Here is an 18,369-nt window from a genome sequence, read left to right as displayed (position 1 = left end):
AGCGCCGCGGCTGGCGGCGCCTCAGCAGGCGTTGCTTCCACCACGCGTCTGCTCTGAAAAGAAGCGGCGCTCGGCGTGCTCGCCCTGCTTGCCCGTGTTGAAGCTGGCCACGGGGCGGTGATAGCCCATCACGCGGGTCCAGACCTCGCAGGGCTGGCGCTCGTCGTCGGTGAGTTGCACGGCGGCGGCGCTGGAGATGGCGGTGTGTTCGGTAGCGGAGAAATGGCTCATGCCGGGGTCCTTTCAGGGGTGGAGGGAATGGTTTGCTTCTGTTTTGATAGCTGCTTGCGCTTGACCATCCAGCGCCAGGGCCACTTTTTGCTCAAGATCTAGGCGGCCAGACGCCGCCGCTTGGCGTCCAGCCGCTCTTCGTCGCAGCGGGGGCAGAACGGGTGCTCGCCCGCCAGGTAGCCGTGCGTGGGGCAGATGGAGAACGTGGGCGTGACGGTGATGTAGGGCAGGCGGAAGTTCGTCAGCGCGCGCCGCACCAGCTCGCGGCAGGCCACTCCGCTGGAGACACGCTCGCCCATGTACAGGTGCAGCACGGTGCCGCCGGTGTATTTGCCCTGCAGTGCCTCCTGCCGCATCAGCGCCTCGAACGGGTCGTCGGTGAAGCCCACGGGCAGTTGCGACGAGTTGGTGTAATAAGGCTGCTCGGATGTGCCCGCCTGCAGGATGGCGGGCCAGCGCTTCTTGTCTTCCTTGGCGAAGCGGTAGGTCGTGCCTTCGGCGGGCGTGGCTTCCAGGTTGTAGAGGTGACCGGTTTCTTCCTGGAAGGCGGTCATGCGCTCGCGCACGTGGTCGAGCAGGCGCAAGGCAAACGCATGGCCCCACTCGCTGGTGATGTCGTGCTGGTCCGCCGTGAAGTTGCGCACCATCTCGTTGATGCCGTTCACGCCCAGCGTGGAAAAGTGGTTGCGCAAAGTGCCGAGATACCGCTTGGTGTAGGGGAACAGGCCCTGGTCCATCAACCGCTGAATCAGCTTGCGCTTGGTCTCCAGGCTTTGTTTGCCCAGCTCCAGGAGGCGGTCCAGCGCGGCAAACAGACCGGCTTCATCGCCCGCATGCAAATACCCGAGGCGTGCGCAGTTGATCGTCACCACGCCCAGGCTGCCCGTCTGCTCGGCGCTGCCGAACAGGCCGTTGCCACGCTTGAGCAATTCACGCAAATCCAGCTGCAGGCGGCAGCACATGGAGCGCACCATGTTGGGCTCCAGCTCGGAATTGATGAAGTTCTGGAAGTACGGCAGGCCGTACTTGGCCGTCATCTCGAACAGCAGCTGCGCGTTCTCGCTCTCCCACGGGAAATCCTTGGTGATGTTGTACGTGGGGATGGGAAAGGTGAACACCCGGCCCTTGGCGTCGCCCGTGGTCATCACGTCGATGTAGGCGCGGTTGATGAGGTCCATCTCGGCCTGCAGGTCGCCGTACGCAAAGGGCATCTCCTGGCCCGCGATCACCGGCACCTGCTCGCGCAGGTCGTCGGGGCAGGTCCAGTCAAACGTGAGGTTGGTGAACGGCGTTTGCGTGCCCCAGCGCGAGGGCACGTTGAGGTTGTAGACCAGCTCCTGGATGCACTGGCGCACCTGCGCGTAGTCCATGCCGTCCTTGCGCACGAAGGGTGCCATGTAGGTGTCGAACGACGAGAACGCCTGCGCGCCCGCCCACTCGTTTTGCAACGTGCCCAGGAAGTTCACGATCTGCCCCACGGCGGAACTCATGTGCTTGGGCGGCCCCGCCTCGACCTTGCCTGGCACGCCGTTGAGCCCCTCGTGCAGCAGCGTGCGTAGCGACCAGCCCGCGCAGTAGCCGCTGAGCATGTCGAGGTCGTGGATGTGGAGGTCGCCGCTCCTGTGCGCCTCGCCGATCTCGGGCGTGTAGACGTGCGACAGCCAGTAGTTGGCCGTGACCTTGCCCGCCACGTTCAGGATCAGCCCGCCCAGCGAGTAGCCCTGGTTGGCGTTGGCGTTCACGCGCCAGTCGGCGCGCGTGAGGTATTCGTTGATGGAGCTTTCCACATCCACCAGCGTCTGCTTGTCGGCGCGCAGTGTGGCGTGCTGCTCGCGGTAGACGATGTAGGCACGCGCCGTGGCCAGGTGGTTGGCGGCGATCAGCGTCTGCTCGGCCACGTCCTGGATCTGCTCGATGGTGGGGGCCTCGCCCTGGAAGCGGTGGATAAGCACCTTGGTGACCTGGGCGGTGAGCAACGCTGCTTCGGCGGCGCCGTATTCACCCGAGGCCTGCCCGGCGCTGGCCAGCGCGGCGCGGATGCGTTCGGCATCAAACGGAACGCGCTGGCCGCTGCGCAAAACGACTTCGCGGGGCAAGGTGGCAAGGGTGGACGCCATGGGTTCGACCAATCTGTGGAACGGATTAAAAACACTACCTATGGTGTCCACGATACCCATCAAACACTATAGGTAGTTTGATTCAACACAATCGAGGCGGTAAGCAGGGGTAAAAAAATGCCGGCACAGGGGCCGGCAGAAAGGAAGGTGCCGTCAGGCCCTACCGATGGATCAGAGGTGCATGCGCAGGCATGCAGTGGGGTGCAGGAGGGTGCTGCTCAATGGCAGGCGGTGGCTTCTTCCTCCTCGATGCGCGGATAGAAGTCATGGTCTTCGCGCTGCATGCGCTCGAACACACGGCGCAGCACCACGTTGGCCTCGTTGCGAAAGCCCTGGGCATCGCGGCGCACGCCCTCGGCGGTGTTCCAGCGGCGTGCAAACGCATCGTAGGCGCTGGCGATCGATGCCATCTCGCTTTGGTACTGGCGGCCCAGGCGCGCCAGTTCGGCGTTGCCGCCGCGCTGCAGTGCAGGGTACAGCACCTGGTCTTCCACGGCCAGGTGCAGCTTGATGGTGCCGCTCATGGCCACGATGCCCTGCGCGATGGCGCTGGCATTGGCCTCCACGCCCGCCTGGGCCAGGGCGCGCAAGGTGGCGATGCTGCGCAGAATGTCAGTGTGCTGGTGTTTGAATTTGTCGAGGTTCATGGTCAGTCCTTGTGGGCAAACGGTGTGTGAGCGCGGTGGCCGCTTGTGGCAGCCGCCGCGCACAGTCCATTTCAGCGACGGGCCTGTGCCAGGTAGGGGCCCGCTTGCGCCGGGGCGCGCGAGCCGAACAGCCCGCTCACCACCTGCCAGGCCATGGCCAGCGCGCCGACGATGAAGACCACGTCGCCAAAGGTGCGCACCCAGCGCAGGGTCTGCATGAAGGGTTGCTGCATGAAGGCTTCGCCCCGTGCGTACCACAGGCCTTCGCTCACGCTGGCGTGGAACTGGAACAGTCCGATGGGCAGCAGGCTGGTGGCAATCATCAGCACCAGGCCCGCGTTGAGCCACCAGAAGCCCGACTTCATGAGCCGCTCGCTGAACACCAGCTGCGGGCGGATGTAGCGCAGCACCAGCAGCGTGAAGCCCAGCGCCAGGAAGCCATACACACCGAACAGCGCAGCGTGGGCATGCACCGGCGTGGTGTTGAGTCCCTGCAGGTAATACAGCGCAATCGGCGGGTTGATCATGAAGCCGAAGACGCCCGCGCCCAGCATGTTCCAGAAGGCCACGGCCACGAAGCACATGAGGGGCCACTTGAGGTTGGCCATCCACTTCGCGCGGTGCTGCAGGCGCCAGTGTTCCCAGGCCTCATGGCCCAGCACCACCAGGGGCACCACTTCCAGCGCGCTGAACGATGCGCCCACGGCCATCACCGGCGTGGTGGTGCCGCTGAAGTACAGGTGGTGGAAAGTGCCGGGCACGCCGCCCAGCATGAAGAGCGAGGCCGAGGCCAGGCTGGCGGCCGTGGCCATGCGTGGCGACACGAGGCCGAGCGTCGAGAAGATGAAGGCCAGCGCCGTGGTGGCGAACACTTCAAAGAAGCCCTCGACCCACAGGTGCACCACCCACCAGCGCCAGTACTCCATCACCGATAGGTGGGTACGCTCGCCGTAGAAGAAGCCCGCACCGTAGAACAGGCCGATGGCCACCACCGACGCTGTCAGCAGCGCCAGCAGGTTCTTGTCGCCGCCGGGGGTGCGCAGCGCCGGCACGATGCCGCGCAGCATGAGCACCAGCCAGAAGGCGATGCCGGTGAACTTGCCGATCTGCCACAGGCGGCCCAGGTCCACGTATTCATAGCCCTGGTGGCCCAGCCAGAAGTTCCACTCGGGCGGCATGATCTGCGCGATGGCCAGGTAGTTGCCGACGAACGAGCCCACCACCACCACGACCAGCGCCCAGAACAGGATGTCCACACCGAGCTTCTGCCAGGCCGGGTCCTTGCCGCCGTTGATGAGCGGCGCGAGGAACAGGCCGGCTGCCAGGAAGCCCGTGGCGATCCAGAACAGCGCGCTCTGGATGTGCCAGGTGCGCACCAGCGAATAGGGGAACCACTGCGACACGTTGATGCCGTAGAACTGCTGGCCTTCCACCGTGTAGTGGGCCGTGAAGCCGCCCAGCAGCACCTGAAAGCTGAACAGCGCAACAATGAGGAACAGGTATTTGCCCAGCCCGCGCTGGGAGGGCGTGAGCGGCACGCGCGAGAGCGGGTCGTGCTGGGGTGGCGTGGGTTCCACCTCGTCGTGCTTGCGCAGGAAGGACCAGCCCCACACGAGGAAGCCCACGCCCGCCATCATCACGACCACGCTCATCACCGACCAGACCATGTTCTCGGCCGTGGGCTTGTTGCCGATCAACGGCTCGTGGGGCCAGTTGTTGGTGTACGTCGCCGTGGTGCCGGGGCGCTCGGTGGCGGCGGCCCAGGCCGTCCAGAAGAAGAAACCCGTCATCTGCGCGCGCCGCTCGGCGCTGGGCAGGGTGTTCTCCTTCATGGCGAAGTGCTCGCGGGTCTTGTGCAGCGCGGGCACGTCGCTGAAAAGCTGGTCGTAGTACAGCGCGGTCATCGCGATCGCGTCGGCCCGCACCGAGGACACCGTGGCCACGCCCGTCTCGGGGTTGTAGGTGTTGGTGCGGTACTCGGTCTTCATGCGGTCGCGCAGCACGGCCTGGGCGGCGGCGTCGAGCTCGGCAAAGGGCTTGCCATGCGCACGCTCGGCGGCGACGTCAAGCCAGTTGAGCAGCTCGCGGTGCAGCCAGTCGGCCGTCCAGTCAGGTGCCTGGTAGGCGCCGTGGCCCCAGATGGAACCCAGCTGCATGCCGCCCACCGACTGCCAGGCGGTCTGTCCGTCGAGGATGCTGTCGTGGGTGAAAAGCACTTCGCCCCCTGCAGTGGCGATCTTCGCGGGGATGGGCGGCGCGGTGCGGTAGACCTCGGCGCCGTAGTAGCCCAGCAGGCTGAAGGTGACGATGAGCACGCCGATCAGCGTGAACCAGAGCTTGCGGTAGTTACCCATGGCGGGCCTCCTGCTTCAACAGAACAACAACGAAGGGGCAGCGCCAGCGTGCGCTGGCGGCGTGGGGTCGGGGTCTTGTGGTCATGGCTTTTTGGAACGAGTGAATCGGTGTCACTGACCACATCGCAAGCGCCGGGCCAGGGCTGCAGGCCTATCAAATCAACCACTTACACTGGTCATGGTTTTTTTGACCCTTCTCAAATGGGGTTTAATTCACCCATTGAAGGTAAATATCACCATGGACCATAGCCCCCTGCTGGCCGACCTGGCCACCGACCTGCCCCAGGCTGTGCGCCTGCAGCGGCTGGTGGACCACCTGCGCACCCGCTTTCACTGCGGCGCCGTGGCCCTGCTGCAGCTGGAAGAAGACCACCTGCGCCCCGTGGCCGTGGAGGGACTGGTGCGCGAGGCGCTGGGCCGGCGCTTTGTGGTCAGCCAGCACCCCCGGCTCGCGGCCATCCTGGCGCGGCGCGAGGTGACCTGCTTCGACCACGACAGCACCCTGCCCGACCCCTACGACGGCCTGCTCGACACCCTGGTGGGCGAGCCCCTGCCCGTGCACGACTGCATGGGCGTGAGCCTGTGGGTGGACGGCAAGGCCTGGGGCGTGCTGACGCTCGACGCGCTGCAAACCGGCACCTTCGGCGAGGCCGCACGCGCCGCGCTGGCCGACTGCAAGGTGCTGGTGGAGGCGGCCGTGCGCATCTCGCGGCTGGAGCGCGAGGTGCAGGCGCTGCGCAGCGCCCCCCACACCCGCAGCGCTGACGACGAGCGCACCACCCGCGCGGGCGATGGCGACATGGAGATCGTCGGCCAGAGCGAACCCCTGCTGCGCCTGCTGCACGAGCTCACGGTGGTGGCGGGCTCGGACCTGCCCGTGTTGTTGCTGGGCGAAACCGGTGTCGGTAAGGAGCTGTTTGCACGCCTGCTGCACCGCCAGTCCACGCGCGCTGCCCGCCCGCTGGTGCACGTGAACTGCGCGGCGCTGCCGGAGTCGCTGGCCGAGAGCGAGCTGTTTGGCCATGTGCGCGGCGCGTTCTCGGGCGCGGTGGCCGACCGGCCAGGGCGCTTCGAGGCGGCCGAGGGCGGCACGCTGTTCCTCGACGAGGTGGGCGAGCTGCCACTGGCCGTGCAGGCCAAGCTGCTGCGCACGCTGCAGAACGGCGAGATCCAGCGCCTGGGCGCCGACCGACCGCGCCGCGTGGACGTGCGCGTGATCGCCGCCACCAACCGCAACCTGCGCGAGCAGGTGCGCGATGGCGCGTTCCGCGCCGACCTGTACCACCGGCTGTCGGTGTACCCCGTGCCCATCCCGCCGCTGCGCGAACGGGGCAACGATGTGCTGCTGCTGGCAGGCCGCTTTCTGGAACTGAACCGTGCCCGCCTGGGCCTGCGCAGCCTGCGGCTGTCGGCCAGCGCGCAGGACGCACTGCGCCGCTACCCCTGGCCCGGCAACATCCGCGAGCTGGAGCATGTGGTCAGCCGCGCCGCCCTCAAGGCCCTGAGCCGGGGCGTGAGTCGCGCCGACATCGTGACGCTGGAGCCCGCGCTGCTCGACCTGGACGCCGACGCCGCCAGCGTGGCCCACGCCCCCCTGGATGCCGATGCCCCCGCTGTGGCCACCATGCCGCCCACCCCCACCACCGCCGAAGGCCCGCTGCGCGACGCCGTGGATGCCTGCCAGCGGCTCGCCATCACGCAGGCCCTGGCCCGCCACCAGGGCAACTGGGCCCAAGCCGCGCGTGCGCTGGAGGTGGACGCGAGCAACCTGCACAAGCTGGCGCGCAGGCTGGGCATCAAATAAGAGCGATTCACAAACTCCCCTGGCGTCGTTGTTCCGTCTTGTCGAACCGCCGATGCTGCCTGCGACGGAAGGCCTGGCCAGGGCCGCTGCGCTGAGTTTTGTGAGCCGCCCCAAGCAAATTCAAAAATGATAGCGACTAGCGCTTTCCAGATAAGCGCTAGCGGCCTATTTGATGCCAAATCACACGTCGTCGGGCCCCTGCGAACGCCGCTGCGCCACAATCGGCCCATGCTGACCCTTCAAGACATCCGTGATGCCGCCACCCGCCTACAAGGCCACGTGCTGGACACTCCGTGCGTTGAATCCAAAACGCTTTCGCAAATCGTGGGCGCGCAGGTGTTTCTCAAGTTCGAGAACCTGCAATTCACCGCCTCGTTCAAGGAACGCGGCGCCTGCAACCGGCTCACGCTGCTGACGGACGCTGAGCGCGCACGCGGCGTGGTGGCCATGAGTGCGGGCAACCATGCGCAGGGCGTGGCCTACCACGCGCAGCGACTGGGCCTGCGCGCCGTGATCGTGATGCCGCGTTTTACCCCCGGTGTGAAAGTGGAGCGCACGCGCGGTTTTGGCGCCGAGGTGGTGCTGCATGGCGACACCCTGGAAGAGGCACGCGCCCACGCCTACGCGCTGGCCGATGCGCAGGGCTTGACCTTTGTGCACCCGTATGACGATGAAGGCGTGGCCGCCGGCCAGGGCACGCTGGGCCTGGAGATGCTGCAGGCCGTGCCCGACCTGGACACGCTGGTGATCGCCGTAGGCGGCGGCGGGCTGATCTCGGGCGTGGCCACGGCGGCCAAGGCACTCAAGCCAGGCATCGAGGTCATCGGCGTGCAGACCATGCGCTTCCCGGCCATGGTGAATGCCGTCAAAGGAACAAGCCATCCACAGGGCACATCCACCATCGCCGAAGGCATTGCGGTGGGCACGCCAGGCAAAATCACGCAGGAGATCGTGAAGCGCCTGGTGGACGACCTGGTGCTGGTGGACGAGGGCGACATCGAGCAGGCAGTGCTGATGCTGCTGGAGATCGAAAAGACCCTGGTCGAGGGCGCTGGTGCTGCGGGCCTGGCTGCGCTGGTGCGCTACCCCGAGCGCTTCAAGGGCAAGCGCGTGGGACTGGTGCTGTGCGGCGGCAACATCGACCCGCTGCTACTGGCGGCGATCATCGAACGCGGCATGGTGCGCTCGGGGCGCCTGGCGCGCATCAAGGTCAGCGCGCGCGATGTGCCCGGCGTGCTGGCGCGCATCACCGCCACCGTGGCCGACGCAGGCGCCAACATCGAGGAGGTGCACCACCAGCGCGCCTTCACCATGCTGGCCGCGCAGAACGTGGAGATCGAACTGGTGCTGCAAACCCGGGGCAAGACCCATGTGGATGAGGTGCTGGGGCAGTTGCGCACGGCGGGCATGCAGGCCGATCTGATCTGAGCGACAGCAGGGTTTTGCGCCCTGAAGGGACAGTCGCAGCTAGAATTGCGCAAGTTTTAAGCATCTGGAGCCCACCATGTCCGACCACAACACCTCGCACGCCCCCGCAACACCATCGAACGACCCCGTGGAAAACGTGGTTCACCTGGTCCCCGTGGTGCTGCCTGTGGTGGGTGGCATCATGATGTTCCTGCTGGCCTTTATTGCCGTGACGATGGCCTGAACGCTTCTGCGGCCGTCACCCACAGCCCCGCAGCGCGGGGCTTTTTTTCGTCCTGCACCACCCCCTCATCCCGTCTGACCTGGAGAACCCCATGAGACCCGGACACGCACTCGTTTTATTTTCCGGCGGTCAGGACTCCACGACCTGCCTGGCCTGGGCGCTGGAAAACTTTGCCCACGTGGAAACCATCGGTTTTGACTACGGCCAGCGCCACCACATCGAGCTGCAGGCACGGCAGACGGTGCTGTCATCGTTGCGTGCGCAGTTCCCGCACTGGGCGGCCAAGCTGGGGGACGACCACATGCTCGACCTGGCGGTGCTGGGCCACATCAGTGACACCGCGCTGACCAGCGACACCGAAATCCAGATGACCGCTGCCGGCCTGCCCAACACCTTTGTGCCGGGGCGCAACCTGCTGTTCTTCCAGCTGGCTGCCGCCGTGGGCTACCGGCGTGGCCTGCACACCCTGGTGGGCGGCATGTGCGAAACCGATTTTTCAGGCTACCCCGATTGCCGCGACGACACGCTCAAGGCCCTGCAGGTGGCCGTGTCCCTGGGCATGGGCCAGCGTTTCACCTTCGACACCCCGCTGATGTGGCTGGACAAGGCCGAGACCTGGGAACTGGCCCGGTCCCTGGGCGGACAAGCGCTGGTCGATCTGATCGTGAACGACTCGCACACCTGCTACCACGGTGTGCGCGACACGCTGCATGCCTGGGGATACGGCTGTGGCACGTGCCCGGCCTGCGCGCTGCGCAGGAGCGGCTACGAACGGTGGAAGGGCGGTTCGGCCAGCGTTTGAGGCGAGGGAGCGGACACAGCCATGCATAACCTCATGTTTTTTTTGCATGGTTTTGACCCCTGTCTGACAGACAAAAGGGCGGCAGGTTCATAAAATTGACATCCCAGCCGACCCGCGGAATCCGTGGAACTAGCCTCCACCCGTGGGGCTGACACACGCTCCCGCCCGCCGACTGAGCACGAAAGCCGTTTTTTCAAAGGCAGCGCTCAGCACCGCAACTGCGCCAGGCCTCGCCGTGACCCGCCCGGTCCGCTTCCTTTGAAAAAACGTTTTTTCAACTTAGGAAGCTCCCCGATGAACGCACCCACCATGCAGGGCCTGAATCTCAACGCCCCCACCTACGTGAAGAACGCCCGGCTGCTCGCCTGGGTGGCCGACATGGCCGCCCTGTGCAAGCCCGAAAGCATCTACTGGTGCGATGGCACGAAGGAAGAGTACGACCGCCTGTGCCAGCAGCTGGTCGATGCCGGCACCTTCAAGAAGCTCAACCCCGCCAAGCGCCCTGGCAGCTTCCTGGCCTGGTCCGACCCGTCGGACGTGGCCCGCGTGGAAGACCGCACCTACATCTGCTCGGCCGCCAAGGAAGACGCCGGCCCCACCAACAACTGGATGGCGCCCGCCGAGATGCGCGCCACGCTGCAGCCCCTGTTCGACGGCTGCATGAAGGGCCGCACCATGTACGTGGTGCCTTTCAGCATGGGCCCGCTGGGCAGCCACATCGCCCACATCGGCGTGGAGCTGACCGACAGCGCCTACGTGGCCGTGAACCAGCGCCTGATGACCCGCATGGGCAAGGCCGTGTACGACGTGCTGGGCGTGGAAGGCGAGTTCGTGCCCTGCATGCACACCGTAGGCGCCCCCCTGGCCGACGGCGAGAAGGACACCACGAGCTGGCCCTGCAACCCCAAGGTCAAGTACATCGTGCACTACCCTGAAACGCGCGAGATCTGGTCGTACGGCTCGGGCTACGGCGGCAACGCGCTGCTGGGCAAGAAGTGCCTGGCCCTGCGCATCGCATCGACCATGGGCCGCGACCAGGGCTGGCTGGCCGAGCACATGCTCATCCTGGGCGTGACCAACCCCGCCGGCAAGAAGTACCACGTGGCAGCGGCCTTCCCCAGCGCCTGCGGCAAGACCAACTTCTCGATGCTGGTGCCGCCCGAGGCAGGCTTTGCCGGCTGGAAGGTCACCACCATCGGTGACGACATCGCCTGGATCAAGCCCAACGCCGACGGCAAGATGGTCGCCATCAACCCCGAAGCCGGCTACTTCGGCGTGGCCCCCGGCACCAACATGCACACCAACCCCAACTGCATGAAGAGCCTAGACAAGGACGTGATCTTCACCAACGTGGCCCTGACGGACGACGGCGATGTGTGGTGGGAAGGCATGGAAAAGGACACCGGCAAACTGCCCGATCACCTGATCGACTGGCAAGGCAAGGACTGGACGCCCCAGATCGCCAAGGAAACCGGCGCCAAGGCCGCGCATCCCAACTCGCGCTTCACGGTGGCTGCCACCAACAACCCCGCGCTCGACCCCCAGTGGGACGATGCCAATGGCGTGCCAATTGATGCCTTCATCTTCGGCGGCCGCCGCTCCACGACCGTGCCGCTGGTGACCGAAGCCCGCACCTGGACGGAAGGCGTGTACATGGCTGCCACCATGGGCTCTGAAACCACCGCAGCCGCCTTTGGCGCCCAAGGCGTGGTGCGCCGCGACCCCTTCGCCATGCTGCCGTTCTGCGGCTACAACATGAGCGACTACTTCCAGCACTGGCTGAACATGGAAGGCCAAATCGCCGCCACCGGCAAAGCGCTGCCCAAGGTGTTCTGCGTAAACTGGTTCCGCAAGGACGAAGCCGGCAAGTTCGTCTGGCCGGGTTATGGCGACAACATGCGCGTGCTCAAGTGGATGATCGACCGCATCGAAGGCCAGGCCCAAGGCCAGGAAACCATGTTCGGCGTGGCTCCGCAGTACGCCGAAATCAACTGGACGGGGCTGGATTTCAATACCCAGCAGTTTGCTGCCGTGACCAGCATTGACAAGGCAGCCTGGGCCGATGAGTTCAAGCTGCACGATGCCCACTTTGAGCAGCTGGCTTACCACCTGCCCCCGGCTTTGCTCGCCACCAAGGCTGCGCTCGAAAAGCGCCTGGCAAGCTGATTCCCGGATCTTCTCAGTCCTGACAACCGCCCCTTCTGAAAAGGAGGGGCGGTTTTTTTGCGCTTGTGGATGCGGATACTGGATCAGCGCGATCTGTCCCGCGGCCATGAAAAAAGCCGTGGCGAACACTCGCCACGGCTTCAAAAAATCCGATCACTGCACGGCGAACCGTGCATCATCTTCTCAGTAGTACTTGCGGATGTCTTCCACGGTGGCAATGCCCATGGCGTGGTTCAGTTCGGCCATGATGCGGGGGTCCTTCACAGCCACTTGCCAGGTACGCTCGTCATCCGCAGCGCGGCGGCGGGCTTCGGCCCAGCCGAGGGCGGCCACACGCAGGGCAGCACCGGCACGGCGTGCGGGGGCGGTCAGCAAAGCCAGGGCCGCAAACGCGACCAGCCACAGCACCATCCAAGCCGCGAGCAGGTGGCCTTCGCTCCAGGTGTCGATGACCTGGTTGGCCACTACCAGCAAAGCCGATACCACGGCCGCGAGCAGAAGGGTGGCAGCGCCACGGGCGCCATCAAAGTTGGCGGCTACGCTCTTGAGGGCGGCAGCGGCGTTTTCGGCGCGGACAACGCCGGGGTGTTCGGTGGGGTACTCAACGTGTGCAAAGCTGGTCATTTCGGTTTCCCTTTTCTAACGCTTGTGGCGAGATTGCCGGGCGATGGGGTGATATTAGGGTTTACCCTTTGCATGTTCAAGTTTATATTTTGAATCATTGATATTCATATTGATGATGAATTGACCATGACGCCCTTGAACTTCCGCTCCTTGGACCTGAACCTGCTGCGTGTTTTTGACGAGGTCATGGCCGAGCGCAGCCTCACACGCGCAGCGCACAAGCTGTCCGTCACCCAGCCTGCCGTGAGCAACGCCATGCGGCGCCTGCGCGATGTGCTGGGGGATGAGTTGGTGGTGCGCAGCGGCCAGGGCGTGGAGCCCACTGCGCGTGCGCTGGCCCTGTGGCCCCCTGTGCGCGAAGCCCTGGCCCACCTGCAAGAATCCCTGGCACCGGGACACTTTGAGCCCGCCACGGCCGAATCCACCTTTGTGCTGGCCATGGCCGATGCCACGGCCGCCACCCTGGTCCCGGCCCTGGTCGAAATCATCGAGCGGGAGGCTCCCGGCATTTCGATCCGCGTCTTACCCCTGACCACGCGCGACCCCCGCCGCCTGCTGGACGAAGAGGCGGCCGACATGGCGGTGGGCTATTTCCCAGCGGTGCTGGCAGACCTGACCGCCCGCGCGCAATCCGGGGGCGCAGTGGCCTTTGAAAGCCGCCGCCTGTACGACGGTGAATACGTGTGCGTGATGCGGCAAGGCCACCCTCTGGCCGATGCGCCCCTGACGCTGGACACCTATTGCGCCGCACGCCACATGCTCGTGAGCTTCTCAGGGCGCCCCTTCGGCTTCATCGACGAGGCCCTGGCATCCCTGGGCCGCGAGCGCAAGGTGGTGATCACGGTCAACCAGTTCTTCACTGCCGGCCGGGTAGTCTCGGGCTCGGACCTGTTGACGGTGCTGCCCCGCCACTTTGTTCCCGTGACCGGCATTGCCGATGCGCTGGTGCAGCGGGCCCTGCCGCTGGATGTCCCACCCGTGCATGTAGACGCACTCTGGCGCCGGCGTGGGCCTCAGCAGGCCGCGATGACCTGGCTGCTGCACGCCCTGGCGCGCTCGGCGCGCCGGACTTTCCCCGAGGAGTGAGGCGCCCAGCCTGAACCCGTAGACTGCGCCCAGCATGAATATCCAGCTTTTGTCCGATCTGCACCTTGAGGCGCATCCCCACTTCGTCCCCGAACCGGCTCCTGGAGCCGATGTGCTGGTGCTTGCTGGCGACGTGGGCTCCTACCAGGAAGGCTCGCAGCTGGGCGACGAAGACTTTGGCCTGGCCCGGTTTTCACCATTGCCTGGGGGCGCAGGCTGGCCCACCCCCGTGCTTTTTGTGCCCGGCAACCACGAATACGATGCACAGGATTTCGACGCTGCCCACGAGCGGCTGCGCCGCACCTGTGACCGCCTGGGAATCACCTGGCTGGAGCGCGAGACCGTCGAGCTTCAAGGTGTGCGCTTTGTGGGCACCACACTCTGGAGTGATTTCGATGCACTCGCAGACCATGAAGGCAGCACCGACCTTGGCAGGCGACTGAAACTGCGCGACAAGGCCTTTCGCGCAGCGAACTTCTACCTGCGCAAGACGGGCGGTACCCGCCACGCAGAGCCCTTTCTGGCCGAAGCCATGCGCGACCACGCACTGGTCTGCCAGCAGTGGCTGGCGCAAGCACTTGCGGTGCCTTTTGAGGGCCCCACGGTGGCCGTAACCCACTTTGCACCCAGCCTGCGCAGTGCCGATCCACGCTACGGACTGGTGCCCGGCACTGCGGGGTTCTGCAACGCCCTGGACAGCTTGTTGCCCCACGCGCAGCTGTGGCTGCACGGCCATCTGCACGCCCCGAGCGACTACACGGTGCAAGGTTTTCACGGCGACGGCACCCCCTGGCAGTGCCGCGTGGTGGCCAACCCCCTGGGCTATGCGCGCAAAGGCGAACAGGCGGCTTTCAAGGCGCAATGCTGCATCCCCGTATGATCAAGAGACGGGGCTCTGCCGCCCCGCAGCGCAGAAGAAAAACATGACCCAGGTCAAGACAACAGAAGTCCGCGCACGGTAGTCTGACCCAACCCTATTCCGGAGAACACCATGAACATCCTGCTTGCTGTCGATGGCAGCGCCTACACCAAAAAAATGCTGGCCTATCTGGCTACTCACGAGGAGCTGCTCGGTGGCAACCACCAGTACACCGCGCTCACCGTGCAGGCCCCGCTGCCGACACGCGCGCGCGCCGCTCTGGGCAAGGAAGTGGTGGACAGCTACCACGCCGAAGAGGCGGAAAAAATCCTGTCGCCCGTTTGCAAATTCCTGGCGCGCCATGGTGTGGACGCCAAGCGCGTCGTCAAGGTGGGCGCCGTGGGTGAGAACATCGCCAAGGTGGCTGACAGCGGCAAGTTCGACCTGCTGGTGATGGGCTCCCACGGCCATGGAGCCTTGGCTACCTTGGTCATGGGCTCGGTCACCACACAGGTGTTGGCCCATTGCAAGGTGCCATTGCTGATCGTTCGCTAAGCCGCACCACAAACAGCCCGGCCCACCACCAAAGCCCTGCTCCGGCAGGGCTTTTTTTTGCCCAAATGAAACCAATCGGTTACAATATAACTTGTTGGTTTACTTAACGACCAATTGGTTATACATTCTCCCTGCGCCCATCCTGGCGTGTCATTTCCATCGAAACCGAGGAACGACCCATGAAAAAAACCCTGATCGCATTGGCCCTGACCGCAGGCGCCACCTTCACCGTGATGGCCCAGGACATTGTCGATACCGCCGTGAAGGCGGGTAATTTCAAGACCCTGGTGGCGGCCGTGCAGGCTGCGGGCCTGGTGGACACCCTCAAGGGCCCAGGCCCCTTCACGGTGTTTGCGCCCACCGACGAGGCTTTCGCCAAGATCCCCAAGGCCACCCTGGACGGCCTGCTGGCTGACAAGGCCGCACTGACCAAGGTGCTGACCTACCACGTGGTCCCCGGCAAGGTAATGGCCAAGGACGTCAAGGCCGGAAAGGTCAAGACCGTGCAGGGCCAGGAGATCACCGTGTCCACCAGCATGGGCGTGATGGTGGACCAGTCCAAAGTCATCGCGACCGATGTGGCTGCCAGCAATGGCGTGATCCACGCCATCGACACCGTTCTGATGCCCAAGTAAGCCCGCGGACTAACCGCTCGTCCCTTCCACCACCATCCACTAGCGAGGAGAAGCCCCATGAACACCGCATTCAACCGCCGTACCGTCTTGCTGGCCGCCGCCGTGGGCGCCAGCGCCACCTTGTTGCAGGCCTGTGGCGGCGGCGACGATGAGCCCCAGCGCAACATCGTCGAAGTCGCCCAGAACAATCCTGACCTCAGCATCCTCGTCGAAGCAGTGGTCGCCGCCGGTCTGGCGCCCACTCTGAGCACCGGCATGCTCACGGTTTTCGCCCCGACCAACGCCGCCTTTGCAGCGTTGCTCAGCGAGCTGGGCGTGACCAAGGAGGCCCTGCTGGCCGACAAGCCCCTGCTGACAGCGGTACTGACCTACCACGTGCTCGGCAGCAGGGTCCCGCGTGCAGACGTCCCCCTGGGCAAGGCCATCACGCCCGTGTCAGGCGGCTTCTTCAAGATCGAGTCGGCCAACGGCCTGAAGATCACCGATGGTCGCAACCGCGTTTCCACCATCACGGCCACGGACATCCAGGCCAGCAACGGCGTGGTGCATCTGGTGGACCGCGTGCTGCTGCCAGCCAACAAGGACATCGTCGCCACCGCCTCGGCGCTGCCGGACTTCAGCATCCTGGTGGAAGCCGTGGTGGCGGCCGGCTTGGCCACCACCTTGCAAGGAGCCGGCCCGTTCACGGTGTTTGCGCCGACCAACGCCGCGTTTGCAGCGCTGCTGGCCGAGCTGGGGGTGACCAAGGAAGCCCTGCTGGCGGACACTGCGCTGCTGACCACGGTACTGACCTACCACGTGGTACCCGCGCGCGTGCTCAAGGCCGAGGTCCCTATCAATACCGCCATTGCCACTGTCCAGGGACAAACCTTCACGGTGAACGCAAGCCTCGTGATCACCGACCAGAACCTGCGCACCAGCAACATCACCATGGCCGACGTGTTCACCAGCAACGGTGTGATCCATGTCGTGGACAAGGTGATCCTGCCCAAGTAAGCCGGTGGCTGTGAGCCCCGTGAGCCCCACGCAAGAAAGCCCGGCATGCCGGGCTTTCTTTTTTGGGTGCGTACGAAACGCTGGAAAGGAGACGCGACTACCGCGCTGCCAGCCCGTCGAAACAGGTGCGCACCACCAGATCCACGATTTCCGCATCGGAATACTGGCCGCCTTCCTTGAGAAAACTCACCACCGGGTCGCAGGCGCGCGCATACAACGTGTAGAGCACCACCAGCGGCGGCAAGGTGGGGCTGATCACGCCCTGTGCCTGGGCCTGGGTGATCCATTCACCAATCTGGTCGCTCACGGCCACGAGGCCGTTGAGGTAGTCCTTGTTGGCCATCAGCACCGCGCGCAGCGTGGAGTTGCGGCTGGGCAGCAGCGGCATTTCGTTGCTCAGCAGCCGCTCCAGCGACCAGCGCACCAGCGCATGGAGCTTTTCAAGCGGGGGCATCTCGGTGGGCAGATCTGCCAGGTAGGCCTGCACACGGCCCAGAATCTGCACCATGGCGGCGCTGCACAGCTCCTCCTTGCTGCAGAAGTGCTTGTACAGACTGGCTTTGGCAATGCCCACGGCATTGGCCACGTCGTCCATGGTCATGGCATCGAAGGCCTTTTCGCCCAGGAGCTGGCAGGTGGACTGGAGGATGGCATCCTCGCGCGCCTGGTGCATCTGCTCTTTGAACGAAACTTTGGGTTGCGGCGTTTGCATGGCTTGTATTTTATACATTGCAGTAAAAAAATAAATGACTAAGTTGCAATACAACTACGTCGTTCACGTTTTACCCTGCAGGAATCATGCCGCAGGCGCTTCCAGCGTCCGCGCGGCGGTGGCGGTCAGGGCCGCCGTCAGGGCGTCCAGCACGGCCGACTCCAGGTTCCAGCAGTGCCAGTACAGCTGGATGGGCAGAGAGCGGCCCGGTGCCAGATTCACCATGCTGCCGTCCGCCAGCGCCTCGCGCGCCATCAGCTCGGGCATCACACCCACGGCCCAGCCTGCGGCCACGGCGCGCATCTGCGCCTCGGAACCCGGCACGAACAGGTGATTGAGTGCCACGCGCTTGAGCCCGAATGCACGCGCCACAAACTCGGCAGCCATGTCGTCCTTGCGGTTGAACGACAGGAACGACACCTCGCGAAAGTTGTGCGGCGTGAGCCCCTGGGGCAAGTACTGCTCCGCATAGCTGGCCGACGCCACGGCCACGTAGTGCATGGCGCCCAGCGGCACCATCTTGCACCCACGCAGCGCTTGCTTGAGCGTGGTCACACAGCCCAGCACCTGGCCTGAGCGCAGCCATTCCTGCGTGAAATCCTGGTCGTCCACGATGATTTCCAGCGGCAGGCGCTGGCGCACCAGCTCGTGCAGCGCGCCCATCGCCCAGGTGGCGATGCTGTCGGCGTTGATGGCAATCGAGATGCGCTCATCCTCGCGCGTGCCGCCCGGGGCGCTGGGCGCCAGCTCGTGCAGGTCGCGCTCCAGGTCTGCGCGCAGCAGGCGCATCTGCTTGGTGTGCTTGAGCAGCAGCTGCCCGGCCGACGTGGGCCGCAGGGGTCGGCTGCGCACGATGAGCACCGAGCCCACCTGCGCCTCCAGGGCGCGCAGGCGCTGTGAGACGGCCGACTGTGTGACGTTCAGGCGCTGCGCAGCGCGCTCGAAGCCGCCCTCTTCAACGATGGCGGCAAGGCATTCCAGGGCGGCGGGATCGTAGGTGCTCATGGTCTCGGGCTCGAACAAAAGAGGGTTGTCTCTACCGCACCGTTTATTAGGTGCGCTGATGTTTTTGGAGTAAGTTTAATTTTGCTTTTAGTTGAATGCAATGTCGCGCACACTGCGCCCCATCG

At 65.1% G+C, this 18,369-nt stretch carries 17 protein-coding genes; 10 read left to right on the top strand and 7 right to left on the bottom strand.

Annotation, left to right across the window (positions count from 1 at the left end):
* Positions 1-21: 21 nt before the first annotated feature.
* The 4 genes from nrdD to KW832_RS20435 all read right to left on the bottom strand — a co-directional run bounded on the left by nrdD (position 22) and on the right by KW832_RS20435 (position 5,349).
* Positions 22-231, bottom strand: a complete 210-nt coding sequence (gene nrdD, locus KW832_RS20450; protein WP_218301327.1) for an anaerobic ribonucleoside-triphosphate reductase — start codon at positions 229-231, stop codon at positions 22-24.
* A 98-nt stretch (positions 232-329) separates the two neighbouring features.
* Entirely contained in the window at positions 330-2,348 is a 2,019-nt protein-coding gene (locus KW832_RS20445; RefSeq protein ID WP_218301328.1) for a ribonucleoside triphosphate reductase, read from the bottom strand.
* Between the two features lie 218 nt (positions 2,349-2,566).
* Positions 2,567-2,995 (bottom strand): hemerythrin domain-containing protein, encoded by a 429-nt coding sequence (locus KW832_RS20440; protein WP_055402463.1) that lies wholly within the window; start codon positions 2,993-2,995, stop codon positions 2,567-2,569.
* Positions 2,996-3,066: 71 nt separating this feature from the next.
* Entirely contained in the window at positions 3,067-5,349 is a 2,283-nt protein-coding gene (locus KW832_RS20435) for a nitric-oxide reductase large subunit (protein ID WP_218301329.1), read from the bottom strand.
* A 238-nt stretch (positions 5,350-5,587) separates the two neighbouring features.
* Between KW832_RS20435 and norR the strand changes: the two genes are divergently transcribed.
* From norR to KW832_RS20410, 5 genes are all read left to right on the top strand, one after another.
* A complete protein-coding gene (gene norR / locus KW832_RS20430; RefSeq protein ID WP_218301330.1) occupies positions 5,588-7,153 on the top strand; it encodes a nitric oxide reductase transcriptional regulator NorR in 1,566 nt (521 codons plus the stop codon).
* Positions 7,154-7,381: 228 nt separating this feature from the next.
* Entirely contained in the window at positions 7,382-8,581 is a 1,200-nt protein-coding gene (locus tag KW832_RS20425) for a threonine ammonia-lyase (RefSeq protein ID WP_121507949.1), read from the top strand.
* 76 nt (positions 8,582-8,657) lie between these two features.
* The gene (locus tag KW832_RS20420) at positions 8,658-8,804 is read left to right on the top strand and encodes a hypothetical protein (protein ID WP_199727054.1); all 147 of its coding nucleotides are present in this window, start codon (positions 8,658-8,660) and stop codon (positions 8,802-8,804) included.
* Between the two features lie 91 nt (positions 8,805-8,895).
* Positions 8,896-9,606 (top strand): 7-cyano-7-deazaguanine synthase QueC, encoded by a 711-nt coding sequence (queC, locus tag KW832_RS20415; RefSeq protein WP_218301331.1) that lies wholly within the window; start codon positions 8,896-8,898, stop codon positions 9,604-9,606.
* 294 nt (positions 9,607-9,900) lie between these two features.
* Complete coding sequence (locus tag KW832_RS20410) at positions 9,901-11,772, top strand: phosphoenolpyruvate carboxykinase (GTP) (protein WP_218301332.1); 1,872 nt, start codon at positions 9,901-9,903, stop codon at positions 11,770-11,772.
* Between the two features lie 183 nt (positions 11,773-11,955).
* On the opposite strand, the gene KW832_RS20405 is transcribed toward KW832_RS20410, so the two are convergent.
* Positions 11,956-12,396 carry a hypothetical protein gene (locus KW832_RS20405; RefSeq protein ID WP_055397233.1) on the bottom strand — a complete coding sequence of 147 codons (441 nt, stop codon included), beginning with the start codon at positions 12,394-12,396 and terminating at the stop codon, positions 11,956-11,958.
* Positions 12,397-12,522: 126 nt separating this feature from the next.
* Between KW832_RS20405 and KW832_RS20400 the strand changes: the two genes are divergently transcribed.
* The 5 genes from KW832_RS20400 (at position 12,523) to KW832_RS20380 (ending at position 16,527) form a co-directional block, all read left to right on the top strand.
* A complete protein-coding gene (locus tag KW832_RS20400; RefSeq protein ID WP_055397236.1) occupies positions 12,523-13,482 on the top strand; it encodes a LysR family transcriptional regulator in 960 nt (319 codons plus the stop codon).
* A gap of 34 nt (positions 13,483-13,516) precedes the next feature.
* Positions 13,517-14,362, top strand: coding sequence for a metallophosphoesterase (locus KW832_RS20395; RefSeq protein ID WP_121421848.1), 846 nt, complete (start codon positions 13,517-13,519; stop codon positions 14,360-14,362).
* Positions 14,363-14,473: 111 nt separating this feature from the next.
* Positions 14,474-14,896, top strand: a complete 423-nt coding sequence (locus tag KW832_RS20390) for a universal stress protein (RefSeq protein WP_055397239.1) — start codon at positions 14,474-14,476, stop codon at positions 14,894-14,896.
* A gap of 179 nt (positions 14,897-15,075) precedes the next feature.
* Positions 15,076-15,531, top strand: coding sequence for a fasciclin domain-containing protein (locus tag KW832_RS20385; RefSeq protein ID WP_121421847.1), 456 nt, complete (start codon positions 15,076-15,078; stop codon positions 15,529-15,531).
* A 57-nt stretch (positions 15,532-15,588) separates the two neighbouring features.
* The gene (locus KW832_RS20380; RefSeq protein WP_121421846.1) at positions 15,589-16,527 is read left to right on the top strand and encodes a fasciclin domain-containing protein; all 939 of its coding nucleotides are present in this window, start codon (positions 15,589-15,591) and stop codon (positions 16,525-16,527) included.
* 97 nt (positions 16,528-16,624) lie between these two features.
* Here KW832_RS20380 and KW832_RS20375 read toward each other — a convergent pair whose 3' ends face one another.
* Positions 16,625-17,239, bottom strand: coding sequence for a TetR/AcrR family transcriptional regulator (locus KW832_RS20375; RefSeq protein ID WP_055397245.1), 615 nt, complete (start codon positions 17,237-17,239; stop codon positions 16,625-16,627).
* A gap of 84 nt (positions 17,240-17,323) precedes the next feature.
* On the bottom strand, positions 17,324-18,244 hold the full coding sequence (locus tag KW832_RS20370; RefSeq protein ID WP_055397292.1) for a LysR family transcriptional regulator ArgP: 921 nt from the start codon (positions 18,242-18,244) through the stop codon (positions 17,324-17,326).
* Between the last annotated feature and the right edge of the window lie 125 nt (positions 18,245-18,369).

This window comes from Acidovorax sp. sif0632 (assembly GCF_019218805.1).
Lineage (GTDB): Bacteria > Pseudomonadota > Gammaproteobacteria > Burkholderiales > Burkholderiaceae_C > Acidovorax > Acidovorax facilis.
The sequence above is the reverse complement of the archived record's forward strand: the minus strand, read 5'-3'. Positions and strand labels throughout refer to the sequence as shown.